Source organism: Terrabacter sp. R4-6 (genome assembly GCF_057529065.1).
Window position 1 is genome coordinate 3,272,692 of the sequence record NZ_CP197224.1, and the last position, 17,615, is coordinate 3,290,306.

18 protein-coding genes are annotated in these 17,615 nt (G+C 72.5%); 11 read left to right on the top strand and 7 right to left on the bottom strand.

The features are described from left to right. Positions 1-7 precede the first annotated feature (7 nt). Together hemB and ACSSS0_RS15320 are read left to right on the top strand one after the other, a co-directional pair. Positions 8-973: a porphobilinogen synthase gene (gene hemB, locus ACSSS0_RS15315; protein ID WP_435987084.1), complete on the top strand. Its 966-nt coding sequence runs from the start codon at positions 8-10 to the stop codon at positions 971-973. Positions 974-1,008: 35 nt separating this feature from the next. After that, the gene (locus ACSSS0_RS15320) at positions 1,009-1,494 is read left to right on the top strand and encodes a MarR family winged helix-turn-helix transcriptional regulator (protein ID WP_487228666.1); all 486 of its coding nucleotides are present in this window, start codon (positions 1,009-1,011) and stop codon (positions 1,492-1,494) included. Positions 1,495-1,543: 49 nt separating this feature from the next. On the opposite strand, the gene ACSSS0_RS15325 is transcribed toward ACSSS0_RS15320, so the two are convergent. Continuing rightward, positions 1,544-2,155 carry a GNAT family N-acetyltransferase gene (locus ACSSS0_RS15325; RefSeq protein ID WP_487228667.1) on the bottom strand — a complete coding sequence of 204 codons (612 nt, stop codon included), beginning with the start codon at positions 2,153-2,155 and terminating at the stop codon, positions 1,544-1,546. A 130-nt stretch (positions 2,156-2,285) separates the two neighbouring features. On the opposite strand from ACSSS0_RS15325, the gene hemL reads away from it, so the two are divergent. After that, on the top strand, positions 2,286-3,623 hold the full coding sequence (hemL, locus tag ACSSS0_RS15330; RefSeq protein WP_487228668.1) for a glutamate-1-semialdehyde 2,1-aminomutase: 1,338 nt from the start codon (positions 2,286-2,288) through the stop codon (positions 3,621-3,623). A 206-nt stretch (positions 3,624-3,829) separates the two neighbouring features. Further along, positions 3,830-4,450: a putative quinol monooxygenase gene (locus ACSSS0_RS15335; RefSeq protein WP_487228669.1), complete on the top strand. Its 621-nt coding sequence runs from the start codon at positions 3,830-3,832 to the stop codon at positions 4,448-4,450. Between the two features lie 19 nt (positions 4,451-4,469). On the opposite strand, the gene ACSSS0_RS15340 is transcribed toward ACSSS0_RS15335, so the two are convergent. Then, positions 4,470-5,087, bottom strand: a complete 618-nt coding sequence (locus ACSSS0_RS15340; RefSeq protein ID WP_487228670.1) for a LysE family transporter — start codon at positions 5,085-5,087, stop codon at positions 4,470-4,472. 208 nt (positions 5,088-5,295) lie between these two features. Between ACSSS0_RS15340 and ACSSS0_RS15345 the strand changes: the two genes are divergently transcribed. The 6 genes from ACSSS0_RS15345 to ACSSS0_RS15370 are packed head-to-tail and all read left to right on the top strand — an operon-like array spanning position 5,296 to position 10,387. Then, positions 5,296-5,964: a histidine phosphatase family protein gene (locus ACSSS0_RS15345; RefSeq protein WP_435987078.1), complete on the top strand. Its 669-nt coding sequence runs from the start codon at positions 5,296-5,298 to the stop codon at positions 5,962-5,964. After that, complete coding sequence (locus tag ACSSS0_RS15350; protein WP_487228671.1) at positions 5,964-6,578, top strand: TlpA family protein disulfide reductase; 615 nt, start codon at positions 5,964-5,966, stop codon at positions 6,576-6,578. Before ACSSS0_RS15345 ends, ACSSS0_RS15350 begins: the two co-directional genes overlap by 1 nt. 5 nt (positions 6,579-6,583) lie before the next feature. Continuing rightward, positions 6,584-7,327 carry a cytochrome c biogenesis CcdA family protein gene (locus tag ACSSS0_RS15355; RefSeq protein ID WP_487228672.1) on the top strand — a complete coding sequence of 248 codons (744 nt, stop codon included), beginning with the start codon at positions 6,584-6,586 and terminating at the stop codon, positions 7,325-7,327. Position 7,328: 1 nt separating this feature from the next. Further along, positions 7,329-9,053: a cytochrome c biogenesis protein ResB gene (resB, locus tag ACSSS0_RS15360; protein WP_487228673.1), complete on the top strand. Its 1,725-nt coding sequence runs from the start codon at positions 7,329-7,331 to the stop codon at positions 9,051-9,053. Continuing rightward, the gene (ccsB, locus tag ACSSS0_RS15365) at positions 9,050-10,048 is read left to right on the top strand and encodes a c-type cytochrome biogenesis protein CcsB (protein WP_487228674.1); all 999 of its coding nucleotides are present in this window, start codon (positions 9,050-9,052) and stop codon (positions 10,046-10,048) included. The genes resB and ccsB overlap by 4 nt, the downstream gene beginning before the upstream one ends. 12 nt (positions 10,049-10,060) lie before the next feature. Beyond that, positions 10,061-10,387, top strand: coding sequence for a DUF4229 domain-containing protein (locus ACSSS0_RS15370; RefSeq protein ID WP_487228675.1), 327 nt, complete (start codon positions 10,061-10,063; stop codon positions 10,385-10,387). A gap of 693 nt (positions 10,388-11,080) precedes the next feature. Here ACSSS0_RS15370 and ACSSS0_RS15375 read toward each other — a convergent pair. The 5 genes from ACSSS0_RS15375 to ACSSS0_RS15395 all read right to left on the bottom strand — a co-directional run bounded on the left by ACSSS0_RS15375 (position 11,081) and on the right by ACSSS0_RS15395 (position 16,383). Next, positions 11,081-12,310 carry a flavin-containing monooxygenase gene (locus tag ACSSS0_RS15375; protein ID WP_487228676.1) on the bottom strand — a complete coding sequence of 410 codons (1,230 nt, stop codon included), beginning with the start codon at positions 12,308-12,310 and terminating at the stop codon, positions 11,081-11,083. 105 nt (positions 12,311-12,415) lie between these two features. Continuing rightward, positions 12,416-13,291, bottom strand: a complete 876-nt coding sequence (locus ACSSS0_RS15380; protein ID WP_487228677.1) for a 1,4-dihydroxy-2-naphthoate polyprenyltransferase — start codon at positions 13,289-13,291, stop codon at positions 12,416-12,418. Positions 13,292-13,310: 19 nt separating this feature from the next. Beyond that, positions 13,311-13,592: a PLD nuclease N-terminal domain-containing protein gene (locus tag ACSSS0_RS15385; RefSeq protein WP_435987070.1), complete on the bottom strand. Its 282-nt coding sequence runs from the start codon at positions 13,590-13,592 to the stop codon at positions 13,311-13,313. A gap of 47 nt (positions 13,593-13,639) precedes the next feature. Then, on the bottom strand, positions 13,640-14,824 hold the full coding sequence (menE, locus tag ACSSS0_RS15390) for an o-succinylbenzoate--CoA ligase (protein ID WP_487228678.1): 1,185 nt from the start codon (positions 14,822-14,824) through the stop codon (positions 13,640-13,642). After that, positions 14,824-16,383, bottom strand: a complete 1,560-nt coding sequence (locus ACSSS0_RS15395) for an MFS transporter (RefSeq protein ID WP_435987068.1) — start codon at positions 16,381-16,383, stop codon at positions 14,824-14,826. Before ACSSS0_RS15395 ends, menE begins: the two co-directional genes overlap by 1 nt. Before the next feature lie 251 nt (positions 16,384-16,634). Here ACSSS0_RS15395 and ACSSS0_RS15400 point away from each other — a divergent pair, with 251 nt between their 5' ends. Beyond that, on the top strand, positions 16,635-17,615 hold the full coding sequence (locus ACSSS0_RS15400; RefSeq protein ID WP_435987067.1) for an alpha/beta hydrolase: 981 nt from the start codon (positions 16,635-16,637) through the stop codon (positions 17,613-17,615).

The following is a 17,615-nucleotide window of genomic DNA, read 5'->3' on the forward strand; positions in this document are numbered from 1 at the left end:
GACCCCGATGATCGAGCGTCCCCGTCGCCTGCGCCAGAACCCCGTCCTGCGGTCCCTCGTCGCCGAGACCCGGCTGCACCCGCGTGACCTCGTGCTGCCGGTCTTCGTCGGCGAGGGGCTGACGGAGCCGCGCCCGATCACGAGCATGCCGGGGGTCGACCAGCACACGCTCGAGAGCGTGGTCGAGGTCGCCCACCGCTGCGTCGCGGCCGGCCTCGGCGGGATCATGCTCTTCGGGGTGCCGCAGGAGAAGGACGCGACCGGCTCGGGCGCCATCGACCCCGACGGCATCCTCAACGTCGCGTTGCGCGCCGTCCGGGACGCCGTCGGTGACGACCTCGTCGTCATGGCCGACACCTGCCTCGACGAGTTCACCGACCACGGCCACTGCGGCGTGCTCGACGAGCACGGCCGCGTCGACAACGACGCCACCAACCTCCTCTACGCCGAGATGGCCGTCGCGCAGGCTCGTGCCGGCGCCCACGTCGTCGCCCCCTCCGGGATGATGGACGGCCAGGTCGCCGTCATCCGTGAGGCGCTCGACGCGGAGGGCCTCACCGACACCGTGATCCTCGCCTACTCCGCCAAGTACGCCTCGGCGTTCTTCGGCCCCTTCCGCGAGGCCGTCCAGTCGAGCCTGCAGGGCGACCGCCGCACCTACCAGCAGGACCCGGCCAACATCGTGGAGTCGCTCCGCGAGATCGACCTCGACATCGCCGAGGGCGCCGACATGGTCATGGTCAAGCCCGCGATGTCCTACCTCGACGTCGTCGCGGCCGCCGCCGAACGCGCGTCGGTGCCGGTCGTGGCCTACCAGGTGTCGGGCGAGTACTCCATGATCCACGCGGCCGCCGCGAACGGCTGGATCGACCTCCGAGCAGCCGCGATCGAGTCGCTGACCTCGATCCGCCGAGCCGGTGCACAGGTCGTGCTGACGTACTTCGCGCTCGACGTGACCGAATGGACCGCCTGACACCACTACCATCTGTGCAATCGCAGGAGGTTGACATGTCAGGTACAGGGGATGACGGCGTGCGGTGGCTCAGTGATGCCGAACAGGCGTCGTGGCGGGCCATCCTGCGCGGCACGAGGCTGCTCGAGCGCGCGCTCGACGACGCGCTCGGCGACGCCGGGTTGCAGCTGAGCGAGTACGAGATCATCTCGATGCTCTCCGAGAGCCCGAACCACCGGCTCCGCATGTCCGAGCTCGCCGCCATGGTCGTCCAGTCGCGCAGTCGGCTGACGCACACCGCGAAACGGCTCGAGGACCGCGGCTGGGTGACGCGCGAGCAGTGCTCCGACGACAAGCGCGGCGTCGAGCTCGTCCTCACCACCGGTGGCCTGGCCGCCGTCCGCGACATCTCGCGGGTCCACGTGCAGAGCGTGCGCGCCAACCTCGTCGACATCATGACCCCGGCGCAGTTCACGGCGATCGGCGACGCCATGGCCATCGTGCGTGACCACCTCGACCCGAACGGCACGAGCGGCCACTGAGCACCGGGGCCGGGCTCCGGGGCCACCGCAGGACCCGAGGGTCGGGGCGTCAGAAGGCGATGCGCACGACGGCGCGCCGCAGGCTGGGACGCAGCACCTCGGTGAAGCCGGCGTCGAGGAAGGTCGAGAGCGTGCCGACGTGCAGCTCCTCGAGGATGGCGCCCGACGTCGTCGTCATCGGGTAGCCCTCCAGCGCGCGGGCGCCGCCACGGCGGGCGACGTCCACGGCCGCCAGGACGAGGGCGCGGCTGATCCCGCGGCGTCGGTAGCCGGCGCGGGTGAAGACGCACGTGACCGCCCAGACGGAGGGGTCGGAGCGGTCCTCGTCGCGCCCGACCCAGGCCGCCCGGCTCGAGTTGCGCACGAGGCCGTCGTACGCGGGTCGCGGCTCGACGGCGCACCACCCGACGGGCTCGTCGCCCAGTCGGGCGACGAGGCCGCTGGTGTGCCGGGCGCCCGGGTCACCGCAGGAGGTCTGGTCACGGAGGCGGTGCGCGCGCTCCTCGACGGGGAAGGACCCGAAGGACTCACCCCTGGCCAGCTTGAAGCGCTGGCACTGGCAGCGCGAGGCCGGCCCCCTGGTCCCGAGGATCGTCCTCAGCTCCTCCCAGGTGGCCTCGTTGGCCGGCACGACGGAGACCTCGGCGTTCGCAGCGCTCATGAGCACGAGTGTGGAGCGCGGGGGGCTCCGGTGGGGCGGTACGTGCCCGGGACGTGCCCGGTACGTGCCGGCTCGAGCCGCCGATGACCCGGCGAGGCACGTACCCAGCATCGGTTGAGAGACTGGGGGCATGAGCTCGCAGCCCGTCACCGTCCAGACCACCACCGACGCCCCGGCGTCCGCCGCCCTCCTCGCGCGGGCCAGCGAGGTGATCCCGGGCGGTGTGAACTCGCCGGTGCGTGCCTTCCGCGCGGTGGGGGGCACGCCCCGCTTCATGGCGAGTGGCGCGGGACCGTGGCTGACGGACGCCGACGGCAAGCGCTACGTCGACCTCATCTGCTCCTGGGGCCCGATGATCCTCGGCCACGCCCACCCCGACGTCCTCGCGGCCGTGACCGAGGCCGCCGCGCGCGGCTTCTCCTTCGGCACGCCCAGCGAGAACGAGGTGCGTCTCGCCGAGGAGATCGTCCGGCGGGTCGAGCCCGTCGAGCAGGTCCGTCTCGTCAACTCCGGCACCGAGGCGACGATGTCGGCCATCCGCCTCGCCCGCGGTTTCACCGGCCGCGACGTCATCGTCAAGTTCGCCGGCTGCTACCACGGCCACGTCGACGCCCTGCTGGCCTCGGCGGGCTCGGGTGTCGCGACCTTCGCGCTCCCGGACTCCGCCGGCGTGCCGCGCTCGAGCGCCGGCGAGACGATCGTCCTGCCCTACAACGACGTCCCCGCGCTCGAGGCCGCGTTCGCCGAGCGCGGGCCCGAGATCGCCGCGGTCATCACCGAGGCCGCGGCCGGCAACATGGGCGTCGTCCCGCCCGCGCCCGGCTTCACGGAGGCGCTGCTGCGCGTCACGAAGGCGCACGGCGCACTGCTCGTCTCCGACGAGGTGATGACCGGCTTCCGGTGCAGCGCCTCGGGCTTCTACGGCCTCGAGGGCCCTTATGCCGCAGGCGCGCCCGACCTCTTCACGTTCGGCAAGGTGATGGGCGGCGGCTTCCCGACCGCGGCCTTCGGTGGCCGTGCCGACGTCATGGCGCTCCTCGCCCCGCAGGGCCCCGTCTACCAGGCCGGCACGCTCTCCGGTAACCCCGTCGCCTCCGCCGCGGGCCTCGCCACGCTCCAGGGCTGCACGCCCGCGGTCTACGAGCGCCTCGACGTCGTCTCGCGCACGATCGCCGACGCCGTCGCCGCCGAGCTGTCCGCGGCCTCGGTGCCGCACATCATCCAGTGGGCCGGCTCGATGTTCTCCGTCTTCTTCCGCGACGGGGCGGTGGCGAACTACGACGACGCCAAGGACCAGGACACCGACGCCTTCCGCCGCTTCTTCCACTCGATGCTCAGCCAGGGCGTGCACCTGCCGCCGAGCGCTTTCGAGTCGTGGTTCGTCTCGGCCTCCCACGACGACGAGGCCGTCGACCACGTGCTCGCGGCCCTGCCGGCCGCGGCCCGCGCCGCGGCGACCACCGACTGACCCGGGCCCCCGCGACAGACCACGTATGCCGTCCACGTCGGTGGGCGGCATCCGTGCGATCCCGGTGGGGTGGCGACGCGGACGCGGCCCCGGGCGCCACCACACGGCATACGCCCGCGGGGATTGTGGGCCCGACCGACGAGGAGGACGCTGGTCGGTGACGGCGGCGCCGTCGGGGTGCCGCCCCGACCGAGGGAGGTGGGGTCGTGCACGCACGCTCCACGACGGTCCTGGGCCGTCCCGGCATGATCGAGACCGGTATCGCGCACGTGCAGGACGTGGTGATGCCGCAGGTCAGGGCGATGGACGGCTGCCTCGGACTGTCCATGGTCGCCGACCGTGTCAGCGGCCAGTGCATCGTGACGACGGCCTGGCGTGACGAGGCCGCGATGCGCGCCACCGCCGACACCGTCGTCCCGCTGCGACGGCAGGCGGCCGACCTGCTCGGCGGTGAGGCCACCGTCGAGGAGTGGGAGATCGCCTACCTGCACCGGGACCACCGTGTGTCCGACGGCTGTAGCGCGCGCGTGACGTGGACCGACGCCGACCCGGCCACGGTCGACCGGGTCATCGACGCATTCCGGATGAGCATCATGCCTCGGGTCGAGCAGCTCGACGGCTTCTGCAGTGCCAGCCTCTTCGTGGACCGGCCCTCCGGGCGGGCGTGCGTCACCGCGACGTACGACTCGCCGCAGGCGATGATGGCGACCCGGAACGCAGCGATGGGCCTGCGGGCCGACCTCGTGCAGGAGACCGGCATGAGGATCACCCAGATCGGCGAGTTCTCACTCGCCATCGCGCACCTCGACGTGCCCGAGCTCGTCTGACGCCCGGTCGACCCCGGGCCTAGTGGACGGCGGCGAGGAGCACCCCGACGCCGACGAACAGCCCGCCGAAGACGCGGTTGAGGGCGCGCTGACCCGACTCGCGCTGGGTCAGCCGCCCCAGCCCGCGTGCCGCCGCGGCGAAGAAGAACCACATGACGACGACGTCGATGGTGATCACCGTCGCGGCGAGCACGGCGTACTGCGGCAGCAACGGTTGCTCCGGCCGGATGAACTGCGGCGTGAACGCGAGGAAGAAGACGACGGCCTTCGGGTTGGTCAGGTTGACGAGCAGACCGCGGCGGAACATCGACCACGCCGGCTCCCGCTGCACCCCATCGACCCGCGCCGCCGCCGCCCGCGAGCGGAACTGCCGCACGCCGAGGTAGACGAGGTAGGCGGCGCCGGCGTACCGGATGGCGTCGAAGAGCACCGGTGAGCTCGCGACCAGGACGCCGACGCCGGCAGCCACGACGACGATGTGGGCGAGCAGCGCGACCTGCTGGCCGAGGATGCCCCAGATCGAGCGGGTCCAGCCGGACCCGAGCGAATTGGCCATCGTGTTGATGGCGCCGGCCCCGGGGGTGAAGGAGATGAGCGCGCCCGTCGCCACGAGCGTCAGCCAGAGTGACCACGACACGTCACGGAGTGTAGGTCGACCCCCGTCCGTGGCGCCGGTCGTCCCACGGACGGCGTGACCTCGGCCACGGGTGCCGGGGACCGCCACCGACGGCGTACGCGTGGGGCCGCGTCAGCGGGCGCGCGTCGGCGTCGCTGCACGTCACAGGGGGTGCACAGGCTCGGATGCGGATTCGGTCCTGAGCACGACGTTTGAGAGACTGTCGCCCATGGGTGAGAGCACGAGCGGGGTGGCGCCGGGCGCCGACGACCTCACGGTCGTGCACCTCATGCGACACGGTGAGGTCCACAACCCCGGCGGCGTGCTCTACGGCCGTCTCGACGGATTCCACCTCTCCGACCTCGGCCAGGAGATGGCGCGCCTCGTCGCGGCCCACCTCGAGGCCAACGACATCACCTACGTCGTCGCCTCGCCGCTCGAGCGGGCCCAGGAGACCGCGGCCCCGATCGCCGCCGACCACGAGGTCGAGATCGCCACCGACGCGCGCGTCATCGAGTCCGAGAACCAGTTCGAGGGCCGCTCGGTCAGCCCCGCAGACCTGCTCCACCCGCGCAACTGGCACCTCTTCCGCGACATCACGAAGCCCTCGTGGGGCGAGCCCTACGAAGACATCGCGGCCCGGATGCTCGCGGCCGTCGCCGACGCACGCGACGCCGCGCGCGGGCACGAGGCCGTCGTCGTCAGCCACCAGCTGCCGGTCTGGACCGTGCGCAACAAGCTCGAGGGACGCCGCCTCTGGCACGACCCGCGCAAGCGCGAATGCACGCTCGCCTCGCTGACGTCGCTGACCTACCACGGCGACGAGCTCGCCTCGATCTCGTACTCCGAGCCGGCCGCCGAGCTGCTCCCGAGGGCGAGCAAGAGCGTGGGCGCCTGATGGACCACCTCGACCGACGCACCGCACTGCGGTGGGGCGCCGTCGCCATGGCCGGAGGCCTCGCGACGTTCGCGGCGGCCTGCTCGGCCGACCCGAACTCCGTCGCCGACCAAGCCCGCTCGGGCGACCGCAAGGGCTACGTCGCGGGTGACGGCTCCATCGAGCAGCTGCCCGCCACCGACCGCGGTGAGCCCGTCACCCTCGACGGCACGACCCTCGAGGGCAAGCCGTGGAGCAGCGCCGACCGCGCCGGCACGGTGCTCGTCGTCAACGTCTGGGGCTCGTGGTGCCCGCCGTGCATCGAGGAGACGCCCGCGCTGCAGAAGGCGTGGGAGACCGTGCAGGCCAAGGGCAAGAAGGTCGAGTTCATCGGCCTCGACAAGCTCGAGGGCCCCGAGACCGGCCTCGCCTTCCAGACCGCCAACAAGGTCACCTACCCCTCGCTCGCCTACGACGGCGGCGTCCCGATCCTCGCCCTCCAGGGCAAGGCCTCGGCCACCCCGACCACCCTCGTGCTCGACCACGAGGCCCGCATCGCGGCCCGCGTCTCCGGCCCCGTCTCCACGACGACCCTGCTCGGCCTCATCGACGACGTCCTCGCCGAGAAGGCCTGAGCCCCGTGAGTGCCGAGCTCGCCTCCGGGTCGCTCCTCGCCGCAGGGCTCGTCGCCCTCGTGGCCGGGTTCGTCTCGTTCGCCTCGCCGTGCGTGCTGCCGCTCGTGCCGGGCTTCCTCGGCTACGTCACCGGGCTGTCCGACGTCTCGCTCGAGAAGCGGTCGCGCGGGAGGCTCGTCGTGGGGGCGCTGCTCTTCGTCCTCGGCTTCACCGTCGTCTTCCTCATCGCGGCTGCAGCCGTCTCGGCCGTCGGTCTGGCCTTCCGGGAGCACCAGAGCGCGCTGCTGCGCGTGGGTGGCGCCGTCGTCCTGCTCATGGGCCTGCTCTTCCTCGGGCTCGGCCGGTCGTATGCCGCCCCCGTGAGCTGGCGACCGCGTGCCGGGCTCGCCGGCGCACCGTTGCTCGGCGCCGCCTTCGCCATCGGCTGGTCGCCGTGCATGGGTCCGACGCTCGGGGCCATCCAGGCCATGGCCGCCCCGATCTCGGCCGAGTCCGGCTCGATCGGTCGCGGCCTGGCGCTGGCCGCCGTCTACTCCATCGGTCTGGGCCTGCCGTTCGTGCTCATGGCGGCCCTGTGGGAGCGCGCCGGCACCGCGAGCGACTGGCTGCGCCGGCACCGCCGGGCCCTGCAGAACGTCGGCGGCCTGCTCCTCGTGGCCGTCGGCCTGCTCATGCTGACCGGGGTCTGGGAGGACGTCATCGTCTGGATCCAGGTGCGTCTCGTCAACGGCTTCCAGGTGGCGATCTGACATGAGCACCGAAACCAACCCCGCCACCGAGAGCACCGAGCCCACCGAGCCCACCGAGAAGGCGACCTCGCGCGCGAAGGGCAGCGACGGCATACGCAAGGGCATGCGGCCCGACCGCCAGGAGCCGACGCTGCCGACCCTCGGCACCGTGGGGATGCTCCGGTGGGGCTGGCGCCAGCTGACGAGCATGCGCACGGCGCTCTTCCTGCTCCTGCTGCTCTCGATCGCCGCCGTCCCGGGCTCGATCTTCCCGCAGCGCAACATCGACGCGGGCCGGGTCGCCGACTACATCGCCCAGAACCCCACGAGCTCGCCGTGGCTCGACCGGCTCGGCTTCTTCGACGTCTACGCGTCCCCGTGGTTCTCGGCGATCTACCTCCTGCTCTTCATCTCCCTCGTCGGCTGCATCGTCCCCCGCACGAAGGTGCACCTGTCGGCGCTGCGCTCGACACCCCCGCGCGCCCCGGCCCGGCTCCAGCGCCTCGACGAGCACGCCGAGATCACGACGACCCTCTCGCCGGACGAGGCCCTCGCCGCAGCACGGGCGGTCTTGAAGCGCAAGCGGTTCCGGCTGCACTCGCACGATGCGACGAGCGTCTCCGCCGAGTCCGGCTACCTCCGCGAGACCGGCAACCTGCTCTTCCACCTCGCCCTGACCGGCATCATCATCGGCATGGCCGTCGGGCACCTGCTCGGCTGGCGCGGCGACATCATCCTCGCCGAGGGCGACAAGTTCGCGTCGTCCGCGGGCACCTACAACACCATCTCGCCCGGGCCGTGGGTCGACACGGAGACGCTGCCGCCCTTCGTCCTGTCGCTCGACAAGCTCCACGTGGAGTTCAACGAGACGCCGGGCCGCTCGTTCGGCACACCGCGACTCTTCGACGCGCAGACGACGCTGCAGAGCTCGCCCGGAGCACCGAAGAGCAGCGAGAACGTCTCGGTCAACCACCCGATCACCGTCGACGGCGCCGACATCTTCCTCCTCGGCAACGGCTACACGCCGGTCATCACCGTCAAGGACGCCAAGGGAGCCGTGCTCTACCGAGAGGCGACCCCGTTCCTGCCGCAGGACGGCAACTACCGCTCGGTCGGCGTCATCAAGGTGCCGTCGGCCTCGCCGAAGCAGCTCGGCTTCACCGGCTTCTTCCTGCCGACGGCCGAGCCGACCTTCACGAACGGGCCGGTCTCGATCTTCCCCGACACCAACAACCCCGAGGTGGCGCTCTCGGTGTGGGAGGGCAACCTCTTCCCCGGTGGCGCGCCGCAGTCGGTCTACACGCTCAACACCGACGAGATGAAGCAGGTGACCAAGGCCGACGGCTCGCCTGCGCTCATCCGCCTCAAGCCGGGCCAGACCTACCAGCTCCCGGGTGACCGCGGCTCGATCACCTTCGACAGCGTCAAGCGCTTCGCCGGCCTGTCGGTGCGCACCGACCCCGGCGCCCCGATCAGCCTCGTCAGCGCCATCCTCGCGACGCTCGGCCTGATCCTCGGCCTCACCATCAAGCGCCGCCGCGTCTTCGTCCGCGTGCGTCCGGTCCCGGCCGGCACCGGCCCCGCGGGTGGCAGCCTCGACAGCCCTCCCGGCGCCGACGGGCGACCGGCTACCGTGGTCACCATCGGTGGCCTCTCGAAGGACTCCGACCCCGGGCTCGCCGCGATCGTCACCGCGATCACGACCGGCGTGCACGACCGCCTTGCAGAACGGACCGACCGCTCGTGAACCTCGCAGCCAACGCCAACGCCGCGCTCTACGCGTCGATGATCGTCTACACCCTCGCCATGCTCGCCTTCACCTGGCACCTGGCCGCGCGAGCACCCAGGGTGGCCGACTCCAAGGTGACCACCGAGGTCGCCGCCAACGAGCGCGAGGGCGTCCTCGTCGGCGCGGGGGCACCCACCCCGGCCGAGCGGCGCCCGACGACGCCGTATGCCGCCGGGCCGGGATTCGAGGAGAGCCTCAAGAGCCGCCAGCGCGGCAGCATCGCCCTGATGCTCACGTACCTCGCGTCGGCGCTGCTCGTCGCGTCGGTGCTCATGCGCGGCCTCGCCGTCGGCCGGCCGCCGTGGGGCAACATGTTCGAGTTCGCGACGGCTGCGGCCGCCGCCGTCGGCGCCGCCTACAGCGTGCTCGCCAAGCGCAACAACTGGCAGTGGCTCGGCGTCTTCATCGTCACGCCCATCCTGCTCGTGCTCGGTCTCGCGCTCACCGTGCTCTACACCGAGGCCGGTGAGCTCATGCCGGCCCTCAAGTCCTACTGGCTCGGCATCCACGTCTCGGTGGCCTTCCTCGCCGTCGCCTTCTTCACGCTCGCCTTCGCGGTCGGCCTGCTCTACCTCGTGCGCCTGCGCCGCGAGGAGAAGGCCCCGGCGAAGACGAACTTCATCGAGTCGCTGCCGTCGTCCGCCTCGCTCGAGCGGACGGCGTACAGCCTCAACATGGTGGCCTTCATCCTCTGGACGTTCACGCTCATCGCGGGAGCCATCTGGGCCAAGCAGGCCTGGGGCGCCTACTGGCAGTGGGACCCCAAGGAGGTCTGGACCTTCGTCATCTGGACGGTCTACGCCGCCTACATGCACGGCCGCGCGACGGCCGGCGTCGACCACCGCAAGTCGATGTACATCGCGCTCGCCGGCTACGTCGCCGTCATCATCAACTTCACGCTGGTCAACCTCGTGTCGACCTTCGTGGGCATGCACAACTACTCAGGCATGTGACGGTGATCTGACGTGGTCCGCTACTCCCTGCTCCGCATCCTCATCTTCTTCGGGTTCCTCTTCCTCTTCTGGCTCATCGGCCTGCGCAACAACCCCGTGCTCCTGCTCGGCGCCTCGGCGCTCGCGTCTGCGGCCGCCTCCTACATCCTGCTGCGCGGCATGCGCGACGAGATCACGGCCAAGCTCGTCGAGCGCCACGAGGCCAAGCTCGAGGCGAAGCAGGGGGTCGACCCGGCGAGCGACGAGTTCGCCGAGGACCTCGAGGACGAGCGTCCGCGCCGTGACGTCGACACCACGGGTGCCGCGGCTACCGAGGACCCCCGCAACGCCGACCGCTGAGCCCAACGCACAGTCGAGTGGCCCCGTCGTCACTCGTGCCGTGCGGGCCTGGTACGCCTGAGGTCACAAGGCCACTCGAGTGAGCCCCCAGCCCCAGCCGAGTGGCCTCGTCGTCACTCGTGTCCCATGCGGGGGCTGGTACGCGTGTGGTCACGAGGCCACTCGAGTGAGCGCCCAACCCCAGTCGAGTGGCCTCGTCGTCACTCGTGTCCCACACGGGGATTGGTACGCCTGAGGTCACGAGGCCACTCGAGTGAGCCCCCAGCCCCAGTCGAGTGGCCTCGTCGTCACTCGTGTCCCATGCGGGGGCTGGTACGCGTGTGGCCACGAGGCCACTCGAGTGAGCGCCCAACCCCAGTCGAGTGGCCTCGTCGTCACTCGTGTCCCATGCGGGGGCTGGTACGCGTGTGGCCACGAGGCCACTCGAGTGAGCGCCCAACCCCACTCGAGTGGCCTCGTCGTCACTCCTGCCCCACACGGGGACTGGTACGCCTGAGGTCACGAGGCCACTCGAGTGAGCGCCTAACCACACTCGAGTGGCCCCGTCGTCACTCGTGTCTCGTGCGGGAGCTGGTACGCCTGAGGTCACGAGGCCACTCGAGTGAGTATGCGGTCACGCCAGTCCCACGGTCGTGTGACGGAGCGCTCGCTCGAGTGGGACGGAGCGCTCACTCGACGGGACGGAGGGCGGGGTCAGGCGGGGAGGCCGTGGCGGGTGGCGATGCGGCTCGCCGTGGCCGAGGCGTCCGCCCCGACACCGAAGAGCAGGGCCGAGCTGCGTCGTCGCAGGAAGTGGACGCCGACGAAGTGCAGGTCCGCCGCTGCGACGCTCTCTCCGTCGACGTGCACGGGGAAGCCGAGCCCGTCGACGAGGTCGGGCACCTGGACCCACGACGCGTAGTCGGGGCGGAAGCCGGCCGCGACGAGCACGCAGCCCAGCTCGCGCACCGGCACGGTCTCGACCGGCGTCGCGGCGAACGGCGCGGGATCGGGGAGCTCCGGCGGGTCGATGCCCTCTTTCGCGCACAGGTCGAGGACGAACCCGCGGATGAGGCGGTAGCCGTCGTCGCCTGCGGCGACGGACGCCTCGAGGTCCGGGGCGAGCCGCACGACGCCGTCGTCGGCTCCAGCCAGGTGACCTCCGAGCCGGACGCCGAGCGCGGCGAGCGTGCGGTAGCTGAGGTCGTGGCCACCGGCGGCCCCGCTCAGCTGCGGGTTCGCGCCGAAGCGGGCCGCGGGCGTCGGCAGGTCCTCGACCCGCTGGTCGAAGAAGGGCGTGTCGAGGAGCCACTCGAACACGTCGCGGTCGCCGGCCCTCCGCGGGAACCACGGCGCGCGACCGCACGCCATGACGACGTCGCGGCCGGCGAGCACGAGCTCCTCGGCGACCTGGCACGCGCTCTGCCCGCTGCCGACGACCATGACGGGTCCGTCGGGCAGCCCGCCCGGGTTGCGGTAGCCGTGGAGGTCGACGACGGGGAGGCCACCCGGCAGCGTCGCGAAGGCCGGTGGCCGGTGCGGCCGCTGGTACGCGCCCGTCGACACGACCACGACGCGGCTGACGATCGCCCCGTCGTCGGTCTCGAGCACGAAGCCACCGGTGTCGCGGGTCCGGAGCCGACGCACGGGGCAGCCGAGGCGCACCGGGGCGCGCAGCCGGCCCGCCCACGCGTCGAGATGGGCCGCGATCTCGGCCCGTCCCATGAAGCCCTGCGGGTCGTCACCGACGTAGGGGGCGCCGGGCAGGCGCACCGTGTGGTTCTGCCCGACGAGCGTGAAGCTGTCCCACCGGCCGAGCCACGACGATCCCGGCACGCTCGCCTCGAGGACGACGTGGTCGACGCCGCGCTGCTCGAGCTCGTGGCTCGTCGCGAGACCGGCCTGCCCGGCCCCGATGACGACGACGTCGATCTCCTCGGACACCCGTCCACGGTGGCACCCGGACGTGGCCCCCGTCAGCCGAATGCCGAGGTATGCCGTCGCGCCGGGTCACGAGGGATCACCTCGACCCGCGGGGGCTCAGCAGAGTCAGGCGCGGCCGAGCGCGAGACCGACGGCGAGCAGCAGCGACCAGGCGAGCTGGAACTGGCCGGTGCCGGCCAGGGCCGGGATGAGGCCCGGGCCCGTGGCGCGACCGACGACGGCCTGCATCGGCCGCACGATGAGCGGCGCCGCGAGGATCGCGAGCAGCGCCCACGGTGACGTCAACGACACGAGGCCGGTCATGACGAAGGCCACCGCGACGAGCGCGACGTAGAAGGCGCGCGTGCCCGACTCGCCCATCCGCACGGCGAGCGTCCGCTTGCCGTGCTCGCGGTCGGTGGGGATGTCGCGCAGGTTGTTGGCGACGAGGATCGCCGAGGCGAGCGACCCGACGCCGATGGCGCCCCACCAGCCGGCGGCCGTGGGCGGGGTCATCGTGGCCATGGTGCCGAGGGTCGCCACGAGCCCGAAGAAGACGAAGACGAAGACCTCGCCGAGGCCGAGGTAGCCGTAGGGCCGCGAGCCGCCGGTGTAGTACCAGGCCGCGACGATGGCGGCCGCACCGATGGGGATCATGATCCACAGCTCCGAGAGCCCGACGAGCGCGAGACCCATGAGCCCGGCGAAGAAGAAGCACGCGAAGGCCGCGATCTTGACCGAGCGGGGCGCCGCGAGTCGCTGGCCGACGAGCCGCACGGGCCCGACGCGCACCTCGTCGGTGCCGCGGATGCCGTCGGAGTAGTCGTTGGCGAAGTTGACCCCGACCTGAAGGGCCAGGGCGACGACGAGGGCGAGGACGGCATACGCCCAGACGACGTGGCCGGTCTGGTAGGCGGCGCCGGTGCCGACGAGGATGGGCGAGACGGCGGCGGGCAGCGTGCGAGGGCGTGCGCCCTCGATCCACTGGGACAGGGTGGCCATGGAGTTCCGGTGGGTCCTTCTACAGCTTGCGGAGGAAGTCGGGGTCGTCGTCGGGGCCCATGGGGCCGCGGGGCCCGGGCGGCCGGCGACCGGGCCCGCGAGAGGCGGGACCGGGTCCACCCCGGGCGTCGCTGCGCCCGGCGACGAGCCAGAAGATCGGGCCGAGCACGGGCACGAGGACCGCGATGAGCCAGACGGTCTTGGGCATGACCCGCACGAGCCGCCGGTCGGTCTGGAGGCAGTCGACGAGGGCGTAGATCGTGGCGAAGACGACGAGGGCGATCAGCACGACGCGCAGCACGGCGACCTCCTTCGGCGACGGGTGGGACACCCCCATCTTGCCACCGCTCAGGCGAGGCCCTGCACGACGCGTCGGATGGCGGCCCGATCGGGTTTGCCGGGGCCGCGCTGAGGGATCTCGGCGAGCACGAGGACCCGTCGCGGCAGGGCCGCGTCCGGCAGGATGCCGCGCAGCCGCTCGCGCACGGCACGGGTCGTCAGGTGACCGGTCGGGTCGACGAGCGTCACTGCGGCACAGACGGCCTCGCCCCACTCGGGGTCGGGCAGACCCAGCACGACGACGTCCAGGACATCGTCGAGGTGGCGGGTCATGGCGTCCTCGACGACGCCGGGGTTGATCTTGAGGCCACCGGTGTTGATGACGTCGTCGGCGCGGCCGTCGATGACGAGCAGCCCGTCGTCGTCGAAGTGGCCGAGGTCGTCGGTGCGGAACCAGCGGACGCCGTCGGGGTCGACGGTGAAGGCGTCACGGCTCAGGCGCGCCTCGCCGAGGTAGCCGTGGGCGACGGTGTCGCCGCCGAGCACGACGTGGCGGTCGTTGTCGACGTGGACCCTGCTGACCGGCAGCGGGATCCCGTCGTAGACGCAGCCCCCGGCCGTCTCGCTCATCCCGTAGGTCAAGCTGAGGACGACTCCCAGCGCGCGGGCACGCTCGACGAGGGCGGACGGCGTGGCCGCGCCGCCGACGAGCACCCCGTCGAAGGAGCCCAGCGCCCTGAGCCCCACCGGGTCGTCGACGAGCCGGGCCAGCTGCGTCGGCACGAGCGCCGTGTAGCGCCGGGGCGCGGCGCCCGTCGGCCGCACGAGGGACGCGGCCCGCGCGAAGCCGTCGACCGAGAAGCCGTCGCGCAGGTCGAGCACCTCCGGCGGGACGCCCGAGGCGAGCGACCGGAGCAGCACCTGCAGCCCCGCGATGTGGTGGGCCGGCATGGCGAGCAGCCACGCGCCGCTGCCGCCGAGCACCTGATGGGTGGCCCACGCAGACCGCTCGAGCGCGTCGGCCGTCAGCAGCGCGCGCTTGGGCCGGCCCGTCGAGCCCGACGTGCCGATCGCGACCGCAAGACCGTCGGGGAGGTCGGCGGGGTCGTGGGACGGCACCGACGGCGGCGGGGAGCCGGCGGCATACGGCAGCACGGGGGAGCGGCCGGTCAGGGCCGCCTCGAGGGCGGGCAGCACGTCGAGGACGGCGGGTCCGGCGGGGACCGCCAGCGGGCGGGGGGACGGCGCGGCCATCAGGCACGTCTCGCTCTCGGTGGTGCGGTGGGGGCGGCGCGGCGACGTTGCCGGGCAGCCATGGCGACGGTCCAGACGAGCGCGACCGCACAGACGGGGAAGCCGACGTAGGGGTTGAGTGGGAGCACGATCCCGAGGGTGCCGCCGACGACCCACAGCACCTGGAGCATCGTCTCGGACCACGCGAAGACCGACGTGCGGACGTTCTCGGGGACCTCGCGCTGCACGAGAGCGTCGAAGCCCAGCTTGGACAGCTGCGCCGACATGCCCTGCACGAAGCCGAGCAGGACGAGGGTCCACACGCCGTACCAGATGCCCGTCGCGACGCAGCAGACCGTCGCCGCGAGGACCGACACCATGGCGATGCGTTCGGGGCGCTGGTCGCGCACGACGTTGCCGACGACGCTGCCCATGCCGTTGCCGACGCCGATGGCGACCGCGATGAACGCGAGCACGAGCTCGCCGCGGATGCCGTCGATCGGGTGCTCCTTGGCGAGGAAGGCCATGAAGAGGATGAGGAAGCCGGTGAGCACCCGGGTGCCGCCGGTCGACCACATGGCGTGCATGACGGGCCACGGGATCGCCTGCTTGCGCCGCCGGAAGCGACCGAGGGGCCCCAGCGAGTCGACCGTGAGCGCGTCGCCGTCCGAGGGCGTATGCCGCCGGGCCGGCTCGTCGCCCCAGCCGCGCCGGGTGCCTCGGAGGGACCCCGCGCCGGGCGCGCTCGCGTCGTCGTGGGCGCCGCGCACGGGGATGGGGGTCGTGTCCTCGATGGAGACCTCGCCGAGCGAGCTGTCGACCTGCGCCGGCAGCCGGATCGCCTGGACGGTGGCGACGACGAAGACGACGAAGCCGACGCGCAGGGCCCAGGCCGGCCCGGCGAGCATCGCCGCGCCGCCGAGGGCGCCCCCGATGACGGCACCGACGACCCCGGCCATCGAGACGCGCGAGTTCGCTTTCACGAGAGTCGTGCCCGGCGGTAGGAGCCGTGGGACCGCTGCTGCGCGCGTGATGGTGTAGGCCCGGGAGGCGACGAGGCACCCGAGCGCGGCGGGGAAGAGCCAGCTGCTGTCGTTGGTGATGGCCTCGGCGAGCACCCAGCAGAGGAAGGCCCGCACCGCGAGGGTCGTGCCGATGGCCCAGCGCCGGCCGTGCGAGAAGCGGTCGAGCAGCGGCCCGATGAGGGGCGCGACGAGGACGAACGGGACCATGGTCAGCAGCAGGAAGGTCGCGACGTCGCCACGGGCCTGGGCGGTCTGCGGGTTGAAGAAGAGGGTGCCCGCGAGGGCCAGCGTCATGATGGTGTCGCCCGCCGTGTTGCTCGCGTGCAGCTCGGTGATCCGAGCCAGGCCGCTCTCGCCGGCCCCGCCGGAGTGGGTGAACGCGTGGGCCTTGGCGGCGGCGAAGCGTCCCGAGCGCGCGGTCAGCCTGGCCGTGCCGGTCGCGGCCCGTCCGAGCCCGCGTCCCACGGCACGCGTCGCGTTGGCCGCCGTGGTGCGCGGTGGCTGGCGGAAGTCCGCTGGCCGGCCACCCTCCGGCACGTCTGGCGTCTCCGGCACGTCTGGCGTCTCCGGCGACTGCGGTGACGGGACGGGAGGGCGAGCCGGCGGGTCGGGAGGGGCGTGCGATGCGGGCGCACGACGGCCAGGGCTGGCGCGGCGGTCGTCGCTCGGTTCCACTCCAACATCCTGCCTTGTCCCGCTGCCCGGTGTGCGACCGACACCGGCTTCGCCGCGGCCGGTCCGTCCGCGCACCGGATTGCCGGGGGCCACGCCGCCGCGGCGCCCTCCTGCTTGGTTACCCTCAGGGCGTGACGACCGTGCCGGACGAGGGAGTGGAGGGCGCCGGTCCGGCGGTTCGCCGTCGCCCGAGGGCCCGCTTCACCGTCGTGCTCGGGATCTTCTGGCTCGTCGTGCCCCTCGTGCTCTTCCTCCTCGACCGGTCCGTCCTGCTCGCCGGCAACCCGGCCCAGGTCATCGCGCTCGCCGCGAGCGGCCTCATCGGTGTCGTCCTCCTCGTCCGGGAGCGCTCGGACCACGATCCGCGACGTCCGGGCGCCCGTCCGTGGCTCAGGGCGCTCGGACGGGTGGCCGGGGTCCTCGTCACCGTCGTCGTGCTCGGCGCGCTCGTCTGGCTGCGGCCCTTCGGTGCGACGCCCGAGGCGGTGGCCTCGATGTCCGGAAGCGCCGACGTGCGCGTCACGGACGCCCCGGCCCACATCGTCATCGCCCCCACGAGCGGCACGCCGACCCGCGGCCTGATCTTCCAGCCGGGCGCACGCGTCGACCCGCGCGCCTACGTGCCGATGCTCTCGGAGGTGAGCCGCCAGGGCGTCATCGTGTTCGTCGTCAAGCAGCCCTTCGGCATCGGCTTTCTCGCCATGACGGCCCCGCACGCCTTCATCGACCGTCATCCGGAGGTGACGTCGTGGGTGGTCGGCGGCCACAGTCTCGGTGGCGTGGTGGCCGCGACCTTCGCGCAGGACCATCCCGGCCTCGTCCAGGGGCTCGCGCTGTGGGCGTCCTATCCGGTGGGCTCACTGGCCGACCGCACCGACCTGCGGGTCGCGTCGGTGAGCGGTACCCGCGACGGCTTCACGACCCCAGCCGACATCGAGGCGAGCCGGGCCCTGCTCCCCGGCGACACGGCATACACCGCCGTCGAGGGGGCCGTGCACTCCTACTTCGGGGACTACGGCGAGCAGCCCGGCGACGGCACCCCCACGGTGCCCCGGGACGACGCCCAACGGCAGATCGTCGCGGCCACCATCGCGCTGCTCGACGCCCTCTGA